This window comes from Paenibacillus sp. FSL H8-0280 (assembly GCF_045040665.1).
Taxonomy (GTDB): domain Bacteria; phylum Bacillota; class Bacilli; order Paenibacillales; family Paenibacillaceae; genus Paenibacillus; species Paenibacillus xylanexedens_A.
The window spans coordinates 3,279,656-3,297,285 of sequence record NZ_CP150296.1; the positions used below are offsets into that span (position 1 = coordinate 3,279,656).

The 17,630-nt window shown below is 44.3% G+C and carries 16 protein-coding genes; 12 read left to right on the forward strand and 4 right to left on the reverse strand.

What is annotated here, in order from left to right:
* Window positions 1-91: 91 nt before the first annotated feature.
* Window positions 92-1,060, reverse strand: coding sequence for a DMT family transporter (locus MHI12_RS14620; RefSeq protein ID WP_405172794.1), 969 nt, complete (start codon window positions 1,058-1,060; stop codon window positions 92-94).
* Window positions 1,061-1,217: 157 nt separating this feature from the next.
* Window positions 1,218-1,778 (reverse strand): TetR/AcrR family transcriptional regulator, encoded by a 561-nt coding sequence (locus tag MHI12_RS14625; protein ID WP_100526221.1) that lies wholly within the window; start codon window positions 1,776-1,778, stop codon window positions 1,218-1,220.
* A 200-nt stretch (window positions 1,779-1,978) separates the two neighbouring features.
* On the opposite strand from MHI12_RS14625, the gene MHI12_RS14630 reads away from it, so the two are divergent.
* The 11 genes from MHI12_RS14630 to glyA all read left to right on the forward strand — a co-directional run bounded on the left by MHI12_RS14630 (window position 1,979) and on the right by glyA (window position 12,682).
* Window positions 1,979-2,386, forward strand: coding sequence for a cupin domain-containing protein (locus MHI12_RS14630; protein WP_315935369.1), 408 nt, complete (start codon window positions 1,979-1,981; stop codon window positions 2,384-2,386).
* A 311-nt stretch (window positions 2,387-2,697) separates the two neighbouring features.
* Complete coding sequence (locus tag MHI12_RS14635; protein WP_341007416.1) at window positions 2,698-3,687, forward strand: LacI family DNA-binding transcriptional regulator; 990 nt, start codon at window positions 2,698-2,700, stop codon at window positions 3,685-3,687.
* The gene (gene rbsK / locus MHI12_RS14640) at window positions 3,680-4,558 is read left to right on the forward strand and encodes a ribokinase (protein WP_341007417.1); all 879 of its coding nucleotides are present in this window, start codon (window positions 3,680-3,682) and stop codon (window positions 4,556-4,558) included. The genes MHI12_RS14635 and rbsK overlap by 8 nt, the downstream gene beginning before the upstream one ends.
* Window positions 4,558-4,959, forward strand: a complete 402-nt coding sequence (gene rbsD / locus MHI12_RS14645) for a D-ribose pyranase (protein WP_341007418.1) — start codon at window positions 4,558-4,560, stop codon at window positions 4,957-4,959. The genes rbsK and rbsD overlap by 1 nt, the downstream gene beginning before the upstream one ends.
* A 14-nt stretch (window positions 4,960-4,973) precedes the next feature.
* Window positions 4,974-6,455: a sugar ABC transporter ATP-binding protein gene (locus MHI12_RS14650; RefSeq protein ID WP_405172795.1), complete on the forward strand. Its 1,482-nt coding sequence runs from the start codon at window positions 4,974-4,976 to the stop codon at window positions 6,453-6,455.
* A gap of 10 nt (window positions 6,456-6,465) precedes the next feature.
* On the forward strand, window positions 6,466-7,428 hold the full coding sequence (locus MHI12_RS14655; RefSeq protein ID WP_370511443.1) for an ABC transporter permease subunit: 963 nt from the start codon (window positions 6,466-6,468) through the stop codon (window positions 7,426-7,428).
* A 14-nt stretch (window positions 7,429-7,442) separates the two neighbouring features.
* Entirely contained in the window at window positions 7,443-8,375 is a 933-nt protein-coding gene (gene rbsB, locus MHI12_RS14660; protein WP_405172796.1) for a ribose ABC transporter substrate-binding protein RbsB, read from the forward strand.
* A gap of 220 nt (window positions 8,376-8,595) precedes the next feature.
* Window positions 8,596-9,069, forward strand: coding sequence for an IS200/IS605 family transposase (gene tnpA, locus MHI12_RS14665; RefSeq protein WP_307536646.1), 474 nt, complete (start codon window positions 8,596-8,598; stop codon window positions 9,067-9,069).
* Between the two features lie 389 nt (window positions 9,070-9,458).
* Window positions 9,459-10,202 (forward strand): YggS family pyridoxal phosphate-dependent enzyme, encoded by a 744-nt coding sequence (locus MHI12_RS14670; protein WP_405172797.1) that lies wholly within the window; start codon window positions 9,459-9,461, stop codon window positions 10,200-10,202.
* Between the two features lie 19 nt (window positions 10,203-10,221).
* Entirely contained in the window at window positions 10,222-11,427 is a 1,206-nt protein-coding gene (locus tag MHI12_RS14675; RefSeq protein ID WP_405172798.1) for a benzoate/H(+) symporter BenE family transporter, read from the forward strand.
* A 25-nt stretch (window positions 11,428-11,452) separates the two neighbouring features.
* Window positions 11,453-12,682 carry a serine hydroxymethyltransferase gene (gene glyA / locus MHI12_RS14680; protein WP_405172799.1) on the forward strand — a complete coding sequence of 410 codons (1,230 nt, stop codon included), beginning with the start codon at window positions 11,453-11,455 and terminating at the stop codon, window positions 12,680-12,682.
* A 135-nt stretch (window positions 12,683-12,817) separates the two neighbouring features.
* Here glyA and MHI12_RS14685 read toward each other — a convergent pair whose 3' ends face one another.
* Window positions 12,818-13,438 (reverse strand): SDR family oxidoreductase, encoded by a 621-nt coding sequence (locus tag MHI12_RS14685; RefSeq protein WP_341007424.1) that lies wholly within the window; start codon window positions 13,436-13,438, stop codon window positions 12,818-12,820.
* A gap of 45 nt (window positions 13,439-13,483) precedes the next feature.
* Window positions 13,484-14,914: a PLP-dependent aminotransferase family protein gene (locus tag MHI12_RS14690; RefSeq protein ID WP_405172800.1), complete on the reverse strand. Its 1,431-nt coding sequence runs from the start codon at window positions 14,912-14,914 to the stop codon at window positions 13,484-13,486.
* Window positions 14,915-15,199: 285 nt separating this feature from the next.
* Between MHI12_RS14690 and MHI12_RS14695 the strand changes: the two genes are divergently transcribed.
* Complete coding sequence (locus tag MHI12_RS14695) at window positions 15,200-17,305, forward strand: serine hydrolase domain-containing protein (protein WP_405172801.1); 2,106 nt, start codon at window positions 15,200-15,202, stop codon at window positions 17,303-17,305.
* Window positions 17,306-17,630: the final 325 nt, after the last annotated feature.

Here is a 17,630-nt window from a genome sequence, read left to right on the forward strand (position 1 = left end):
AGCGAAAACTGAACGTATTCATATACGTATTTACAAAAAAAGCCGCTGATTAGCGGCTTTTTTTGTTATCCATGGAAGTGGACGCGTAAGTCTATTTCATTGGAATGTTATTAGAGCTTTGCACAGAACGTACACGATTGACTAAATAAATGCCGACCGACACAAACAGCAATGCGGCCAGATTTTTCAGTTCCAGAATCGTTTCCCCCAGGAATAACGCTGATAACAATGCGCCAAACACAGGGATTAGGAAGTTGTAGACAGACACTCTTCCCACCTTGTTATACTTGAGAAGCATATTCCATAGACAAAATGCGACAGATGACAGCAAAGCCAGGTAGATTAAGTTACTGGTGGATTCCAGGGTGAAATGAGTAACCCGACCGCCGAGTGATAGACCCAACAGCGCAAGTACCAGTCCCCCGACGAATAAGCTGACACCTGTTATGATCAGAACATCGATGGTGGCGGTGAGACGTTTTGCGTAAAGGGCTGTAACGGAAAAAACAAGTGCCGCTATAATAACGAACCCTTCGCCTGTGAATGAAAAGGAAAAAGCAAGCAGATCCGTATGGAAGTTTACGATGATTACGCCAACGAATCCAAGCAAGCAACCAACGATTTTATTTCTGCTTAATTTGTCGTTTTTATAGATGAAATGGGCCAGAACAACACTGAAAAAGGTCGTAGTTGCGTTCATAATAGAGCCTTTGACACCTGTCGTATTGGCTACGCCAACGTAGAAAAACATATATTGCAAACCGGTTTGCAATATACCTAACATGATGAGGCCTGTCCACTGAGGCTTGGTTAATTGGAGCTTCTGTTTTCTAACGATACGAGACAGGAGCAAGAGCAGCATACCCGCCAGTGTAAACCGGTATCCTGCAAATACATACTTGGAAGCAATATCTTCCGGAATTATGTTAAATGCAATATATCCAAGTTTGATGGATGGGTACGCACTTCCCCATAACAAGCAACACAGGCTTGCCACGAGCATGACAAAAATGGGATCACTAAACTTACTTGGTTTCTCAAGGGTATTTCTCTCTATCACTTTCGATCTTCTCCTCGCATTTCATGCACATATGTATGTACGAATCTAATATCTTCACTGACCATATCACATAACGCCAATGTTTGTAATGATAATTAATAAACCGCTCCCCAGGTGGTAAGAATATCAAGAAGGAACGGTTTATGAGGAGCCTTGGTTATAGATTTCTTTCTAATAAGATCCCAACTTGTTCTGCGACAATGTGAGGTTGCCGGGGTAATCCATTCGTGAAATAGGATTCCACGATACCAACGATTGCTGTACCAAAGAACGTGAGAATAACTTCTTTCGTTAGTCCTTTATTTTTGCCCTCCGTTACATTCACCTCATCTTCCAGTTCTTCAATGACGAGTGCCAGGAAGCGATTGCGGAAAAAAGGGGCTCCTTTACTCAGTAACATAGCCGAGAAGAATGAATAATGAACTTCAAAATAATCGAACCAAAGTACATTGCTTTCTATAAAATCCAGATCGGATGCTTCTTTGCACAATCTTCTTAGTTCATCAATATGTTCTTCAATTAATTTATCCAGCAAGTCAAATTTGTCCGAATAGTGATGGTATATCGTTCTGCGGCCGACATTTGCATGATCAGAGATATCTTGCATCGTAATGGTATCAAAAGGTTTCTCGTTCATGAGTTTGATAAAAGCGGATTTGATCGCTTCCTGAGACTTTAGTATTCTTCGATCTGTAATAGAAACGATAGTAATCACCATTCTTTCCAGAGAGTAATTGCACAAATGTTGTCTCCTTGCGCCATAAGGCACAGATCTGCATCATTTGATCCTTGCAGAGGCAGTGCAATTATTTTATATTATACACGAATGTGCGATATCGCACGTATGTGTGTAATCATATTTAGGTCAACATAAGAGCAGGACGCATTAATCAAGAAGATCACATTGGAGGAAATAAAATGGCTAAACATGAAGAAGTTAAAGATGGAGTGATATTCCCGGTAGGAGAAAAAAACGAAGCATTTTCGCAATATTTCATAGGGCAAAGTTATCTCCAATCCTTGGTTGCTGATCCCAAAGTAAATGTGGGTGTTGGGAATGTAACGTTTGAACCGGGATGCAGAAATAACTGGCATATCCATCGCGGTGGATTTCAGCTGTTGTTAGTGACTGGTGGGGAAGGTTGGTATCAGGAAGAAGGAAAACCTGCTCAATTCCTAAAAGCCGGCGATGTTATTGTGACTCATGATGGTGTAAAACACTGGCATGGGGCCGCTAAAGATAGTTGGTTTGAACACATTGCGATCACTGCGGGTACACCGGAATGGTTGGAACCAGTGACAGATGAAGTTTACGGGAAGTTGTAAAATAAAAGCTATGAATTGATTTATTCGAAAATGTTACTCCTAATTTGTTAAATTAAAGGCTATTTAAGGTCAGCGAGATTGCTGATTCTTATGTTGATCTGGGTGCCATCACTCTGAGTTTTAATCAAGTTATGGCCTCTTTACGTCTATGAAGTATCGATCTCCCTGAGAGGAGAAAACCATGATATAGATGGATTCCAGTGCACTTTATGTATACTTGGAGAAATTTCCAGAATGAAAACGCTTGTCAAATTGAAAATAATATGATAATTTAATGCCTGTAACCGGTTACACATAGAGGAGAGCAACTTATGACAACAATTAAAGACGTAGCTCAACTGGCTGGCGTATCTGTTGCCACCGTATCCAGAGTCATTAATGATAGAGGTTATGTTCATGCGGACACACGCAAGAAAGTGGAAGATGCTGTGAAGGCGCTTAACTTTTCGCCAAATGAAGTGGCTCGCTCATTATATAAGCGTAAATCCAAACTGATTGGCCTGTTGTTGCCGGATATTACGAACCCTTACTTCCCGCAGTTGGCCCGCGGCGTAGAGGACCGGATGCAGGAGCAGGATTACAGACTGATATTTGGAAATAGTGATGAGGATGAACGGAAGGAGCAGGATTACATCCAGACGTTTATCCAGAACAACGTGGTTGGTGTGATCTCTTCAACGAACTACCCTCATTCTTCAATATATGAAAAACTGAAGATTCCCGTGGTGTTTCTGGACAGAACTTCACTGGATCGTCCATCCGTGTATGCGGATGGCAGGGAAGGTGGAAGACTAGCTGCAAGGGAGATTATCAAACGCGGCAGTCGCCGGATCACAGTTATGCAGGGACCGTCACAGATCAGACCCGCTCAAGATCGTTTTGAAGGGGCGATTGAAATCATCCGTGATGCTGGGTTAGACTACCGGGTGATCCAGACGACCTCATTTTCAATTAACGAGGCAGGGGTATGGGCTGAAGAATTATTCAGAAAGTACGCAGACACAGACGGCGTCATTGCCAGCAATGACATCGCAGCCATGGCAGTACTGCATGAGGCATCACGGATTGGAAGAAAGGTTCCTGATGACGTACAAGTGATTGGTTTCGATGATATTCCGATGAGCAGCCTGTTATCGCCGGCATTGTCCACCATCCATCAGCCAGCATACGAGATGGGAAGAGAAGCGGCGGGATTACTTATCCAGCTTGTGGAACAAGCTGCAGTAGAGAACAAAAACATACAGTTGCCCGTAAGTTTCATCGAACGGGGCACTACGAGAAAGGTGAGATCAGATGGCTAAAATATGTGTAATTGGAAGCAGTTCGATGGATCTGGTTGTTACTTCGTCAAGACGGCCGGGGGCGGGTGAAACCGTTCTTGGCGATAGCTTCAAAACGGTTCCTGGTGGTAAAGGAGCCAATCAGGCTGTTGCCGCTGCACGACTGGGTGCCGAGGTTGCGATGATCGGCCGGGTAGGCGAAGATGCCTTTGGCAAAGATATTTTAGAGAACTTTAGAGCAAATGCTGTAAATACGCAAAATGTGAAACCGGTTACACATTTAGAAAGTGGAACGGCTCATATCATTCTGGCAGAAGGTGATAATAGTATCGTAGTGGTTGAAGCGGCGAATCGGGAAGTCACTCCTGCATATGTCGATGAAGCAGCTGAAGTGATCCGCGATGCAGATATCGTATTAATTCAGCAGGAAATTCCGGAGGAAACGGTTGTGCATGTGAGTGCATTGTGTGCAGAATTCGGAACACCGCTACTGCTTAATCCCGCTCCGGCGAGAACATTGCCGCAAGAAGTGATCGACAATGCCGCATATATCACGCCGAACGAGCATGAAGCTGAGATTTTGTTTCAGGGCATGAGTCCGGCACAGGCATTACGTCAGTATCCAAACAAGTTGTTCATCACGGAGGGCAGTAAAGGTGTACGTTACTTTGATGGCACTGAAGAAATTCTAGTCCCAACTTATAAAGTTGAGGCTGTCGATACTACTGGGGCAGGGGATACGTTCAATGCCGCATTTGCAGTTGCTTTGGCTGAAGGAAAAGCGTTGCAAGAGAGTATACGCTTCGCCAATCGGGCTGCATCGTTGTCCGTTACCAAGTTCGGTGCGCAGGGCGGCATGCCAACGCGTGATGAAGTAGAGGAGAGCTTGTAATGAAAAGAAATGGCATGTTGAATAGTCACATTTCCAAGATTCTGTCTGATCTGGGCCATACGGACATGATTGCGATTGCGGATGCAGGTCTGCCAGTACCGGACGGGGTACTCAAAATCGATCTGGCCCTCAAACTGGGAACACCAAGTTTTCGCGAAGTGGTGGAAGCGATCGCTGAAGATATGGTCATTGAGAAAGTCATTGTGGCTGAAGAGATTTGCGAAGGCAATCCCGTAGCTATGCAATTCATCACAGAAAAATTCGGGGTAGAAGCAATCGAAGCTTCCGTCAGCCATGAACAATTCAAAGCATTAACCCGGCAGGTGAAGGCGGTCATCCGTACAGGTGAAGCCACACCTTATGCCAATTGCATTTTACAATCGGGAGTCCATTTCGGTTAAAAGGAGGTTGCGTAATGCACATACAGATGCAAGACATTCATAAAGCGTTTGGAACGAATCAGGTGCTGAGCGGAGTGGATTTTGAACTAAAGGATGGTGAAGTTCATGCCCTGATGGGGGAGAATGGAGCCGGCAAATCCACGCTGATGAATATTCTGATTGGTCTTCATCAGCGTGATCAGGGAACCATCAGCATAGACGGAGAAGAAAACTATTTTGCAAGTCCGAAGGAAGCCGAGAAACTGGGTATCACATTCATACATCAGGAGCTGAATGTATGGCCTGAAATGACGGTGCTGGATAATCTCTTCATCGGTAAGGAATTGACATCTTCCTTCGGGTTGCTCAACACAAGACAAATGAAAACGCTTGCCAAAGAACAGTTCGCCAAGCTTTCCGTAGACATACCACTGGAACGACCTGCGGGAGAGTGCTCTGTCGGGCAGCAACAGATGATCGAGATCGCCAAAGCGCTAATGACAGATGCCAAGGTCATCATTATGGACGAGCCAACAGCAGCACTTACGGAGCGTGAGATCCAGAAGCTGTTTGGTGTAATCAGCTCGCTGAAGAAGGAAGGCGTATCCATCGTCTATATTTCTCACCGAATGGAGGAGATATTCACGATCTGTGACCGGATTACCATCATGCGTGACGGAAGAACGGTAGACACACAGGCTATTCCGCAGACAAGCTTTGATGAAGTGGTGCGGAAAATGGTAGGTCGTGAACTTACCGAGCGTTATCCTGTCCGTAATCCTTCTTATGGAGAAGTTGTCCTCGAAGTAAGGAATGCAAGCAGCAAAGGTCTATTCGAGAATATTAACTTCACTGTGAGAGCGGGGGAAATACTCGGTTTCTCAGGACTCATGGGTTCTGGACGAACAGAGATCATGAGAACCATCTTTGGTTTGGATACGTTGGATAGCGGTGAAATCTTCATCCGCGGCAAAAAAGCGAACATTCGTAAACCGGCAGATGCAGTGAAATATGGAATCGGGTTTATTACAGAAGACCGCAAGGATGAGGGGCTGGTACTAGACTTCTCTATTCGCGAGAATATGGCGTTGCCAAATCTGTTCAGTTTCTCAAGCAAAGGTTTCATCTCAACTTCGAAAGAACAAGACTTCGTAGATACACTGATCAAACGTCTTCAGATCAAAACGCAATCCTCCGAGACGGCGGCAAGGAATCTATCCGGGGGTAACCAGCAGAAGGTGGTTATCGCGAAATGGGTTGGTATCGGACCAAGCGTGCTTATCCTGGATGAACCTACCCGCGGAGTGGATGTCGGGGCGAAGCGCGAAATCTATGAATTGATGAATGAACTGACTGACCGCGGCGTTGCAATCATCATGGTATCGTCGGAGCTACCTGAAGTGCTTGGCATGAGTGACCGGATCGCGGTTGTGCATGAAGGACACATCAGTGGCGAGGTTGCAAGGGAAGTAGCAACACAAGAACACATTATGACATTGGCCACAGGGGGACAGTGATATGACAACAATGCAGGAAAACAAAACGGCTAAAAGCGGCTTCCGTTTCTCAAACGTGATACAAAAATTGGGACCGCTGCTTGGCTTAATCATTCTTATTCTCATCGTATCGGTGTTGAATCCAAGTTTCTTGGAACCGCTTAATATCTTGAATTTATTGCGTCAAGTCTCGATTAATGCGCTGATTGCCTTTGGTATGACGTTTGTTATCCTGACGGGTGGAATTGATCTGTCGGTCGGCTCAATCCTGGCTTTATCCAGTGCTTTTGTAGCAAATATGATGTTGTCTGGTCTCGATCCGATCTTGTCCATCATTATTGGTGTAGCACTCGGTGGTGTCATGGGTATGGTGAACGGACTGATGATTACCAAAGGTAAAATGGCTCCGTTTATCGCTACATTGGCAACCATGACGATATTCAGAGGACTGACGTTGGTGTACACCAATGGTAATCCAATTACAGGGCTCGGGGATAACCTGTTGTTCCAACTGTTTGGCCGCGGTTACCTGCTGGGCATTCCGGTACCTGCAATTACGATGCTGATTACCTTCATGATTCTGTGGATTGTTTTGCATAAAACGGCTTTTGGCCGCAAAACGTATGCCATCGGCGGTAATGAGAAAGCTTCCATTATCTCGGGTATCAAAGTTAATCGCGTGAAAATTATGATCTACTCCCTGACAGGTATGCTCGCTGCTCTGGCAGGTGCAATTCTGACATCTCGTTTGAATTCAGCGCAACCAACCGCAGGTACATCCTACGAGCTGGATGCGATCGCAGCAGTTGTATTGGGTGGTACAAGCCTTGCTGGAGGACGTGGACGCATCGTTGGTACACTGATCGGTGTTCTGATTATCGGCGTGTTGAATAATGGATTGAACTTGCTTGAAGTAAACTCATTTTATCAAATGGTTGTAAAAGGTATCGTCATTGCCATTGCCGTCCTGCTGGACCGCAAGAAAACAGCATAAGGAGAGAAGCGAATATGAAAAAGTGGACTATAACACTCATAAGTATGCTGATGATCATCGTTCTGGCCGGGTGCTCTCTGGAGCCACCGGAATGGGCGAAACCTAACCCAAACAAAAGTAACGGACAGAAGAAAATAGGTTTGTCGATATCTACACTGAACAATCCATTCTTTGTATCACTGAAGGACGGGGTAATGGCTGAAGCCAAAAAACAGGGAATACAGGTCATCGTGGTTGATGCGCAGAACGATTCGGCAAAACAAACCAATGATGTTGATGATCTCATTCAGCAAGGCGTTAGTGCACTGCTAATTAACCCTGCGGACTCTGCAGCGATCTCCACAGCGGTTCAATCCGCTAATAGTGTGGGCATTCCTGTGATCACGCTGGATCGCTCCGCAGATAAAGGCGAAGTGGCGGCACTAGTGGCATCTGATAACGTTAAAGGTGGACGCATGGCAGCTGAATATTTTGTGGAACAACTGGGTGAAGGAGCAAAAGTCATTGAACTTGAGGGTGTGCCTGGTGCTTCCGCAACAAGAGAACGGGGTAAAGGTTTCCATGAAGTGGCTGACAAGCAACTTGATGTGGTTTCCAAACAATCTGCTGATTTCGATCGGTCCAAAGGATTAAATGTCATGGAGAACTTGCTACAGGGTAATCCAGACGTACAAGCGGTATTTGCCCATAATGACGAGATGGCACTTGGTGCAATTGAAGCGATTCAAAGCTCAGGTAAAGACATTCCAGTCATCGGATTCGATGGTAATGATGATGCAATCAAATCCATTCAGGATGGGAAATTGACGGCAACAGTCGCTCAGCAGCCTATACTGATTGGTCAACTGGCGCTGCAAGCAGCTCTGGATGTGCTCAGTGGCAAGCAGGTGGAGTCATCGATTCCCGCTGAATTGAAGCTGGTAACGAAGGAAAATGTGAATGAGTAAATCATCATAAAACATGTATCTTCGTTTTGGACATGAACATAGGACTAAACCAAGCCGCTAAATTAGCGGCTTTTTTCATTATGGCTTTAGCCAGTTGAGTGCGTGTAACGCGCGAAACAAAAAACCACCCGCTATGCGGGTGGAGGAATCGAGGGTTTGACCACTAAGACCATTCCGATAAAATTGAGATGTTCAGGCTCAAAGAAAGGAATGGTCTTAGATGGCAAACAAGAGCTATAGCCTAGCTCACACAAAGTGGATGTGCAAATACCACATTGTATTCACCCCGAAGTATAGACGGAAAGAAATCTATAATCAAGTGAGAAAAGACTTAATCGAAATTTTTAGACGTCTATGTAAGTACAAGGGAGTAGAAATTATAGAAGGTCATATGATGCCCGATCATGTTCATATGTTGGTAGCGATTCCACCGAAAATAGCTGTCTCCACGTTCATGGGATATCTAAAGGGAAAAAGTTCGCTAATGATATTCGAGAAGCATGCCCAGCTCAAGTATAAATACGGCAATCGAAAGTTTTGGGCAGAAGGGTACTATGTGAGTACAGTGGGTCTAAATGAAGCAACGGTAAGAAAATATATTCGTGAACAAGAAGCACATGATCAAGCGTTAGATAAGCTGAGTGTAAAAGAATACGAAGATCCATTCAGCAGTAATCGGAGCAAAAAGAAGTAAAACCAGTTTAACTGGTGAGTGAAAGTGACAAACAACACTGAGCCTGAACAGCCCTGCTGTCAGGCTAGCGTCTTTAGGCGCAGTTTGGCAACAGGGGGTTATACCCCCAGAGCAAACCACCCGTTGGACGGGTGGTCCTGATTTTGGAAGAAGCGTGCGGGCATCACATCAATCAGATTATTGACTTTTAAAAGCATATTAAAGCTGCCCCAATTGAATTAATGTCCACTTTGTCGTTTTGGACTGCTCCAAAATAGCATTTTTGGATATTTATATCCAGTCCATGCGTTGCTATACTAGCAAGACGTTCCACACAGTCTTCACAATACATAAGGAGGAGCTAATCTCATTGATTCATTCCTGTTTGGAATAGAAAGAAGGTGGCTGACATGAAACAGCTAGTAGAAGAAAATCTTCAAGCTGTAAGACAGCAAATGGCATTGGCCTGCCAGGCTTCAGGTCGCAACATAGAGGACATCAAGTTGTTGCTCGCGACCAAAACGGTACCGCTAGAGAAATTACAAATAGCTATTCAAGCAGGCGAGGTCCTGTTTGGAGAAAACAAAGCTCAAGAACTCCGAGACAAATTCCCACTCATGGAACAAAGCAAGCAGGTGGAATGGCATTTTATCGGACATCTGCAAACAAATAAAGTAAAGGACGTAGTTAAATATGTTACGCTCATCCATTCCGTAGATCGTCTGAAACTGGGTCAGGCGTTACATAACCAGCTTGTCAAAGAGAATAAGACTTTAGACATTCTTGTGCAAATTAACACGTCCTACGAAGAAAGTAAATTTGGTGCCTCTCCAGAAACAGCCGTCGAGCTTGTAGAACAGTTGTCTCAATTCGAGACATTAAACGTGAAAGGTTTAATGACCATTGGGAAACTGAATGTAACGAACGAAGAAACACGACATTGTTTTCGACTGTTAAACCAGATCCGTACACAGATTAAAGAGAAAAATATTCCACGCGTAGAAATGGATATTTTATCGATGGGTATGTCTGGTGACTTCCAAGTCGCCATTGAAGAAGGAGCTACAATGATACGTGTAGGGACAAGTGTATTTGGTCAACGCTATTTACCGGACGAGTATTACTGGAATGAAAACACACGCATCGATGATTAAGTGAGAGGTAGTGTTAAATATGAAGACAGCATCCCCTTCGTTACGCGGCCGTGATTTGATATCTCCGGTGATCGCCGCTTTAATATCCGTAATTGTTAATTACGGGGGTACGTTTATCCTTGTTTTTCAAGCTGCAAAAGTCGCTGGTTTAAGCCCGGAAATGACCACTTCCTGGATTTGGTCCATCTCGATTGGGGTAGGAGTAACGGGGATATGGCTCAGTTATCGATACAAGGAACCGATTATTACAGCCTGGTCGACACCGGGTGTGGCGTTTCTCGTTTCAGCATTAGCAGTAACCCCTTATCCAGAAGCTATTGGCGCTTACATGATTTCGGCAGTCGGATTTATTATTTTAGGTTTGTCAGGCATGTTTGAACGTTTCGTTCGACTTATTCCCCCGGGCATCGCTTCCGGATTATTAGCTGGCATTTTACTACAGTTTGGTATTTCGGCCTTTGGAGGGGCGAAGGTAGATCCTTTGCTTGTGATTGTACTGTTTGCAGGCTATATCGTGCTAAGAAGGTTTACTTCCCGTTACGCCATTGTTGGCATATTGGCAATTGGTTTGATTTATTTGATATGCATGGGGAAAACAGACTTCAGTACAATCCAATTGGCTGTAGCATCGCCTGTATTTGTTGTTCCAGCATTTTCGTTAAATGCTTTACTTGGCGTTGCGCTACCGCTGTTCATTATTACCTTGACAGGGCAGTATATGCCCGGAATGCTTGTTCTGCGTAATGATGGATTCAAGACAAGTGCCAATCCCATTTTGGCTGTAACAGGTTTGGGTTCGCTTCTTGCAGCCCCATTCGGATCACATGCTTTTAATGTGGCAGCTATTACAGCAGCGATTTGTACAGGAAAGGATGCACATGAGGATTCAACCAAACGTTATATTGCAGGTATTGCTTGTGGTGTTTTTTATATTTTTGTCGGCATTTTTGGCGTAACATTGGCTGCTCTGTTTTTGATTCTTCCTGCTACCTTTATTGCAACATTAGCGGGATTAGCCTTACTTGGAACGATCGGTGGCAGTCTTGCCAATGCATTAACGGACCCTAAGGGACGTGAAACTGCATTGATTACGTTTTTGGCGACAGCAGCGAATGTGACTTTGCTTGGTGTCGGTGGTGCATTTTGGGGACTGTTTGCAGGAATGATGGCACATCTACTGATGAATAGTAAATTTCCCAAAAAACAACTTGGAATGAATAAATAACCGTAATATTGAGAGGAAGATGTTCATGAAACATTTGGAGAAGCAAGATAAAGTAATAGGAAATGCTGTCCAGCAAGAGCTTGGAAGGCAGCGGGATACGATAGAACTGATTGCATCAGAGAATTTTGTAAGTCAAGCTGTGATGGAAGCAACAGGTTCGGTATTGACCAATAAATATGCGGAGGGGTACCCGGGTAGAAGATATTATGGCGGATGTGAGCATGTCGATACAGTCGAAGAGATAGCAAATAGCCGCCTTAAAGCACTTTTTGGCGCTGAACATGCGAATGTGCAGCCTCACTCCGGTTCTCAGGCCAACATGGCAGTATATTTTGCCTCGGTTGAGATTGGTGAGACAATACTTGGCATGAATCTATCCCAGGGTGGTCATCTAACACACGGAAGTACTGTTAATTTTTCAGGTAGGTTTTATAATTTTGTTCCATATGGTGTCGATGCACAGACGGGCCGCATTGACTTTGACGAAGTACGTAAACTTGCTTATAAGTATCGTCCACGCATGATTGTTGCAGGTGGAAGTGCATACCCGCGGACCATTGAGTTTGAATTATTTGCCCAGATTGCCGCCGAAGTGGGAGCTCTTTTCTTTGTAGATATGGCGCATATAGCAGGAATTGTTGCGGCAGGTTTGCATCCTAACCCGGTACCACATGCCCATTTTGTTTCAACCACCACACACAAGACCTTACGAGGACCACGAGGGGGAGCCATTTTGTGCCGGGAGTCCTGGGCAAAGGCGATCGACAAAGCTGTATTCCCGGGAACCCAGGGTGGGCCATTCATGCACGTTATCGCGGGGAAAGCGGTGGCATTAGGTGAGGCATTGCAATCCGAGTTCACAACATATATTGAAGGTGTACTGAATAACGCCAACGTATTGGCAGAAACTTTAATAAATGAAGGACTCACCCTAGTATCGGGAGGAACAGATAATCATATCGTGTTGGTTGACTTACGAACTATGGGCCTTACAGGCAAAGAAGCCGAAGCTTTACTGGATGAAGTAGGGATTACGGCGAATAAAAATGCAATCCCTCACGATACGGCAAGTCCTTTGGTTACGAGCGGTATTCGTTTTGGAACTCCGGCTATGACTTCAAGAGGGCTTGGAGCCAGGGAAATGAAAGAAATTGCTCAGCTGATAGGGCTTGCTTTTAAAAATCCAAAGAACTCGGATGTGAAAAAAAAGATATTAGGAAATGTCCGTGAAATCACTTCGCAATTTCTTAAATAGCTCAACAGCAGACACTAATAGAGCCTGCAATTGTTCCTAATGGATAACAATTGCAGGCTCGTAATTTGCGTGTTTATATTGAAACTTACTTTTTTGAACGAAGAGATATACCTTAATTGAGATTTAGGAGACGCCCTAGTAGGAGATACCTACACGAGACTGTACATACTCATCAGACATTAATTGCTGATAAGCAAACTCCGCAGTATCGATTACAGATATAGAAGTTCCACCGTCAGGCAAATAGTCGCGCTCAACCCGGTATTTACCGAGAGATTCTCCATCAAATAAGTAGGTAGGACACACAATGGTCCATTCTAACTCTGAAGCTTTGAGAATGTTGTACATCTCCAGATGCTCTTCAGCTGCTCGCGTGGACTTACGTTTGGACTCAGGGGATTGAAAACGAAGCAAGCCAGGATCCGCTCGACTTTCCAATATTCCTGCTGTACCAATGGTAATGATTCTTTTGATACGCTCCTGAGCCATAGCCTCAACAATATGTCCCATGGATTGCGATAATGTAGTCGTTCCATCGGTACTTAAGGAACTAACAACGAGATCTACACCCTGTATGGCGTGATGAATATCCTCTTTGACTAAAGCGTTTCCTTGATGCAGAACGAAATTGTCATCGTTGATTTGTACCTTTTCCGGGCTTCTAACCAGTGCAGTTACATGATGATTGGAACGTAGGGCATTAGAGACGAAATGACTTCCAACCCGTCCGGTGGCTCCTAACACTAAAATTTTCATTACAAAAAACATCCTTTCGAATCCGATTGGAGAGCATATTCTCCATCATAATACAATCTTTGCAAGCCGATGTATGCCTTCCTCAATCTGCTCCTCATCCACTTTCGCAAAACCTAATATCCATCCTTTTCGATGACTCTCCAAGCAATATCTACTAAGCGGATACACGCGTACACCTTGATCAAGGGCAGCATTTGTCAGCGCTTCTTCGTCAAATGACGTTTCAGATTCTAGAAGCATATGTAATCCCGTTTCCACACCACTTAATGTAAATCGTGAGCCTAGCCCGGAAGCAACAATGGCTTTGGTCATGACTTCATGTCTGCGTCGATATATGTTCCGAACTCTTCTCATATGGCGCATGAAATGACCACGTTCAATAAAATGAGTTAGCGTTAATTGTTCCATAATCGGCAGATGACGATAGGTTAATTCATGAACTTGAGTAAGGCGATCGATAGCTATTTTGGGGCCGATGATAGCGGATAGTCGAATGCCTGGTGCAACCATTTTGGAAAAACTCATCATATAAAGCGTATTCTGAGGTTGCTGACTGAATATAGTCGGAAGCGGATCTCCACGGTACCTAAATTCGCTATCGTAATCATCCTCAACAATCCAATATCGATGATGAGCTGCCAAGTGCATCAATTGTTGCCTGCGTGGCTCCGACATAATAACACCAACGGCGCATTGATGAGAAGGTGTGACAAATACGAGTTTCGTCTGTGGGTGAATATGATCTACACATAATCCATACTCATCGACTGGAACGGGATCGACTTGCATCCGGCGGTATTTCATCGCCATCCAAGCGGCTGGGAAGCCGGGATCTTCTACGGAAACTCTGTCTCCCTCACTTAAGAGTGCCTGGGCAATTAAATCAATGCTATGTTGTGCACCTGAGGTTAACAAGATTTGATCAACATCGATATGAATGCCTCGTTCAAGTGACAAATAACGCTGAATCTGTTCTCTTAACGCCAGTAACCCTCTGGCATCACCATAAGCCCATATATCCAGATTGGGTTCAGTGGAAGCTTGTAAAAAGGATTGCCTCCAGGCTTTTGTGAAACTTTCATCCAGATAAGGCTCGTGGGGATTAAAATCAATTTCTATTTTGCGATTGTCTCTATTGCCAAACCAACTATGCAGATGACCAATCGATTCGTTTAGTGTAGGCAATTCGGGCGGTATAGGCCCTTGCATCGTGACGTCTTCTGATGAACGAGGTGCATATGTCCAATCACTAACTCTTGTCCCGGCTCGTCGGGAGGTTACCGTATACCCTCGACTGAATAATTCCTCGTACACAATCTGTATGGTTGAGCGTGAAACACCAATTAATTGAGCAAGTTCACGTGAGGGAAGTAGCAATTCTCCTGGTTGCCATTTCCCGGTTGTGATATTATGAATCGCTTGATCCAAAAGTTGCTGCCAGATCGGGCGTTGGTCATTCCGATTAACTTTTAGCATTGCTTCAACTCCATTACTCATGCTGAATTATGGATTGCATTTATTTATGTACTTAGCCATCTTACTGGCACTCCATTGATTGATATACCATTATAGCAAAAGTTTAATTTGCAAACAAAACAAAGCTGGACTAGAGGGATTTTTACTGTGTGTCCAACCTATTTGGGTTGGTCCTGCTTGGTTCATACTCGATTCATATTCAAGCCACAGACAGTTCATCTTCTTCGGTTACACTACGGGAGTACGAACACAGAGATTCCTAATCCATAGACTAGACAGGAGAAGATGAGATTGACACGAAAGAAACGAACTTCTATCGCCGCCATAACCTTGGTGTTTGCAATGATGTCCCCAATGTCGGCCATGGCCACACCCGCTACCAGTAACGGTAATAACCCTACGTATGATCTAACTAAAAAGGCAGTAAGTGCAAAGGCCAAGGTACTCACTGAATCATACGCTACGACAAGTGTGCAGTACGCACTGATGGATGAGGGTGAGATTGTGATCTCCGGTCAGGCAGGCAACAATGATCTGAAAAACAACATCCCGCTTTCTTCAGATACCATGTATGGCATTGGTTCAACCAGCAAAATGGTGCTCACCACTGCCGTAATGAAGCTTGTTGATGAAGGCAAGATCGATCTCGATGAGCCTGTCGTGAAGTATATTCCAGACTTTAAAATGAAAGACAAGCGTTACCAACAGATTACACCACGCATGTTACTGAATCATTCATCCGGACTTCTCGGAACGTCAAGTAACAGTGCAATACTGTTTGGAGATAATGATACCTATGCACATGATACGTTACTGGAACAATTGGCGACGCAACATCTGAAGGCCGACCCTGGCGCATACTCCGTGTATAGTAATGATGGTTTTACATTAGCTGAAATTCTGGTTGAGCGTGTCAGTGGCATGGACTTCACAACTTTCATGCACCGGTACATAACCGAACCTCTTGGTATGGAGCATACCAAAACACCGCAGGATATTGTGGACTTTAGCCAGATGGCAGCAACATATGCCCCTTCGCATGAGGAGCAACTTCCATTAGAGACTACGAATATGATTGCCTCGGGAGGCATCTATTCCACCGCTGAAGATCTGGTTCAGTTCTCGAAAATCTTTACAGGTGAGGTTGAAGGTGTTCTTTCGGAGGAATCCGTAGAGGCCATGGAGCAAGAAGAATACAAGAGAGGCATGTGGCCAGAAGAAGGCGATTCGTCCATTGGTTACGGCCTGGGCTGGGACAGCGTGAACCTGTTTCCTTTTAATGATTACGGCATCCAGGCAGTAAGCAAAGGTGGCAATACAATCACCTATCATTCCTCCTTGATTGTGTTACCGGAGTATAATATGGCTGCTGCCGTAACCTCTTCGGGTGGTCATAGCTCAACGGATCAATTGCTGGCAACTGAGCTGTTGCTTAGTGCGCTTGAGGAGAAGAATATCATTCCAGAGCGTAAACCGGAGAAGTCACATGATGCACCGGTGAAAACAACCATGCCGAAGGAACTTACACAGCACACAGGCATGTACGCGGGTGGGGCAAACATGTTAATGAAGCTGGACGTAAAAGATGACGGGCAATTAACGCTATCTAATCTGTCGTCTCCTAACAGTTCTGATCAGACCTATACGTACACCGCTGATGGATCATTTGTTAATGATGCGGCTACGGAAAAGCTGAAGTTCGTTCAGGAAGTCAATGGGAACACATACTTGTGGTCTCGCTCGTATCAGTCTGTTCCTGGGCTTGGACAAGTTGCTTCCTCGGAATATAAAGCAGAAAAGCTTGAAACCAATGAATTGTCGGAAGAAGTAAAGGCCGCATGGCAGAAGCGAGAAGGCAAAGCGTATGTGTTAGTCAATGAAAAATACACATCAACACTGTACAACACAGCCATGCCGATGATTCCCATTCATACTTTTAACGAGCTGCCTGGTTATATCTACACCAACAAAATTATCGGAGCTAACCAAGCTGTGAACCAATTGCAAATTCCTGGATTGGCGGGCCGTGACACGATGGAGTTTAATTTCTATGAGGAAAATGGCGTGGAATACGTTACAGCTGGAGGCAACGTTTATGCTGCTCAAGATATTATAAAACCGATCTATGCGGGGAAACAATCAAAAACAACCATTCAAGCGAATGGTCATGCCACATGGTATTCGATTCCAGCATCAGCTGCAGGTAAAGAAATGACGGTCAAGATGTCTGCAAACAGCGCATTTGCTGTATATAACCAAGCTGGCATAGGCATTAATCATACAGTGGTCAGTGGACAAAACGAAATTGTGTTGCCTGAGAACGGAACTATTGTATTCGCGGGTGAAGCTGGTTCGAAGTTCGAGATTGTATTGACAACCAGAGCAAATTAATAGATTATAAAAAACTGTACAACAAAAAGTCGCGGAAATCGCGGCTTTTTTTGAGTTTTAAATTTTAAATAATACGTTTTAAAGTAAATGTACCTTTTTTCAGATTCACAATGTAATATTGGGTTTCGTAAAGCTTACCTAAAGGGTAAGTATTAAAAGGACTTTTACTGGTTGGAAAAAAATGATGGAGGAAAATGTTGCAAGTGGAAAGGCAAAGCATTGATTGTTAATATACAGTAAATAATAACAATCAAATGGGCAGAAGATCGACAAAAAGCATAACCGTAATACCGATTCCAAAGAAAATAATGATTATTCGGACAAT

Coding starts and splice junctions, on each gene's coding strand:
- MHI12_RS14625 (WP_100526221.1), bottom strand. CDS start 1,778: ATGGTGATTACTATCGTTTCTATTACAGATCGAAGAATACTAAAGTCT.
- MHI12_RS14630 (WP_315935369.1), top strand. CDS start 1,979: ATGGCTAAACATGAAGAAGTTAAAGATGGAGTGATATTCCCGGTAGGA.
- MHI12_RS14635 (WP_341007416.1), top strand. CDS start 2,698: ATGACAACAATTAAAGACGTAGCTCAACTGGCTGGCGTATCTGTTGCC.
- rbsK (WP_341007417.1), top strand. CDS start 3,680: ATGGCTAAAATATGTGTAATTGGAAGCAGTTCGATGGATCTGGTTGTT.
- rbsD (WP_341007418.1), top strand. CDS start 4,558: ATGAAAAGAAATGGCATGTTGAATAGTCACATTTCCAAGATTCTGTCT.
- MHI12_RS14650 (WP_405172795.1), top strand. CDS start 4,974: ATGCACATACAGATGCAAGACATTCATAAAGCGTTTGGAACGAATCAG.
- MHI12_RS14655 (WP_370511443.1), top strand. CDS start 6,466: ATGCAGGAAAACAAAACGGCTAAAAGCGGCTTCCGTTTCTCAAACGTG.
- rbsB (WP_405172796.1), top strand. CDS start 7,443: ATGAAAAAGTGGACTATAACACTCATAAGTATGCTGATGATCATCGTT.
- tnpA (WP_307536646.1), top strand. CDS start 8,596: ATGGCAAACAAGAGCTATAGCCTAGCTCACACAAAGTGGATGTGCAAA.
- MHI12_RS14670 (WP_405172797.1), top strand. CDS start 9,459: ATGAAACAGCTAGTAGAAGAAAATCTTCAAGCTGTAAGACAGCAAATG.
- MHI12_RS14675 (WP_405172798.1), top strand. CDS start 10,222: ATGAAGACAGCATCCCCTTCGTTACGCGGCCGTGATTTGATATCTCCG.
- glyA (WP_405172799.1), top strand. CDS start 11,453: ATGAAACATTTGGAGAAGCAAGATAAAGTAATAGGAAATGCTGTCCAG.
- MHI12_RS14685 (WP_341007424.1), bottom strand. CDS start 13,438: ATGAAAATTTTAGTGTTAGGAGCCACCGGACGGGTTGGAAGTCATTTC.
- MHI12_RS14690 (WP_405172800.1), bottom strand. CDS start 14,914: ATGCTAAAAGTTAATCGGAATGACCAACGCCCGATCTGGCAGCAACTT.
- MHI12_RS14695 (WP_405172801.1), top strand. CDS start 15,200: ATGAGATTGACACGAAAGAAACGAACTTCTATCGCCGCCATAACCTTG.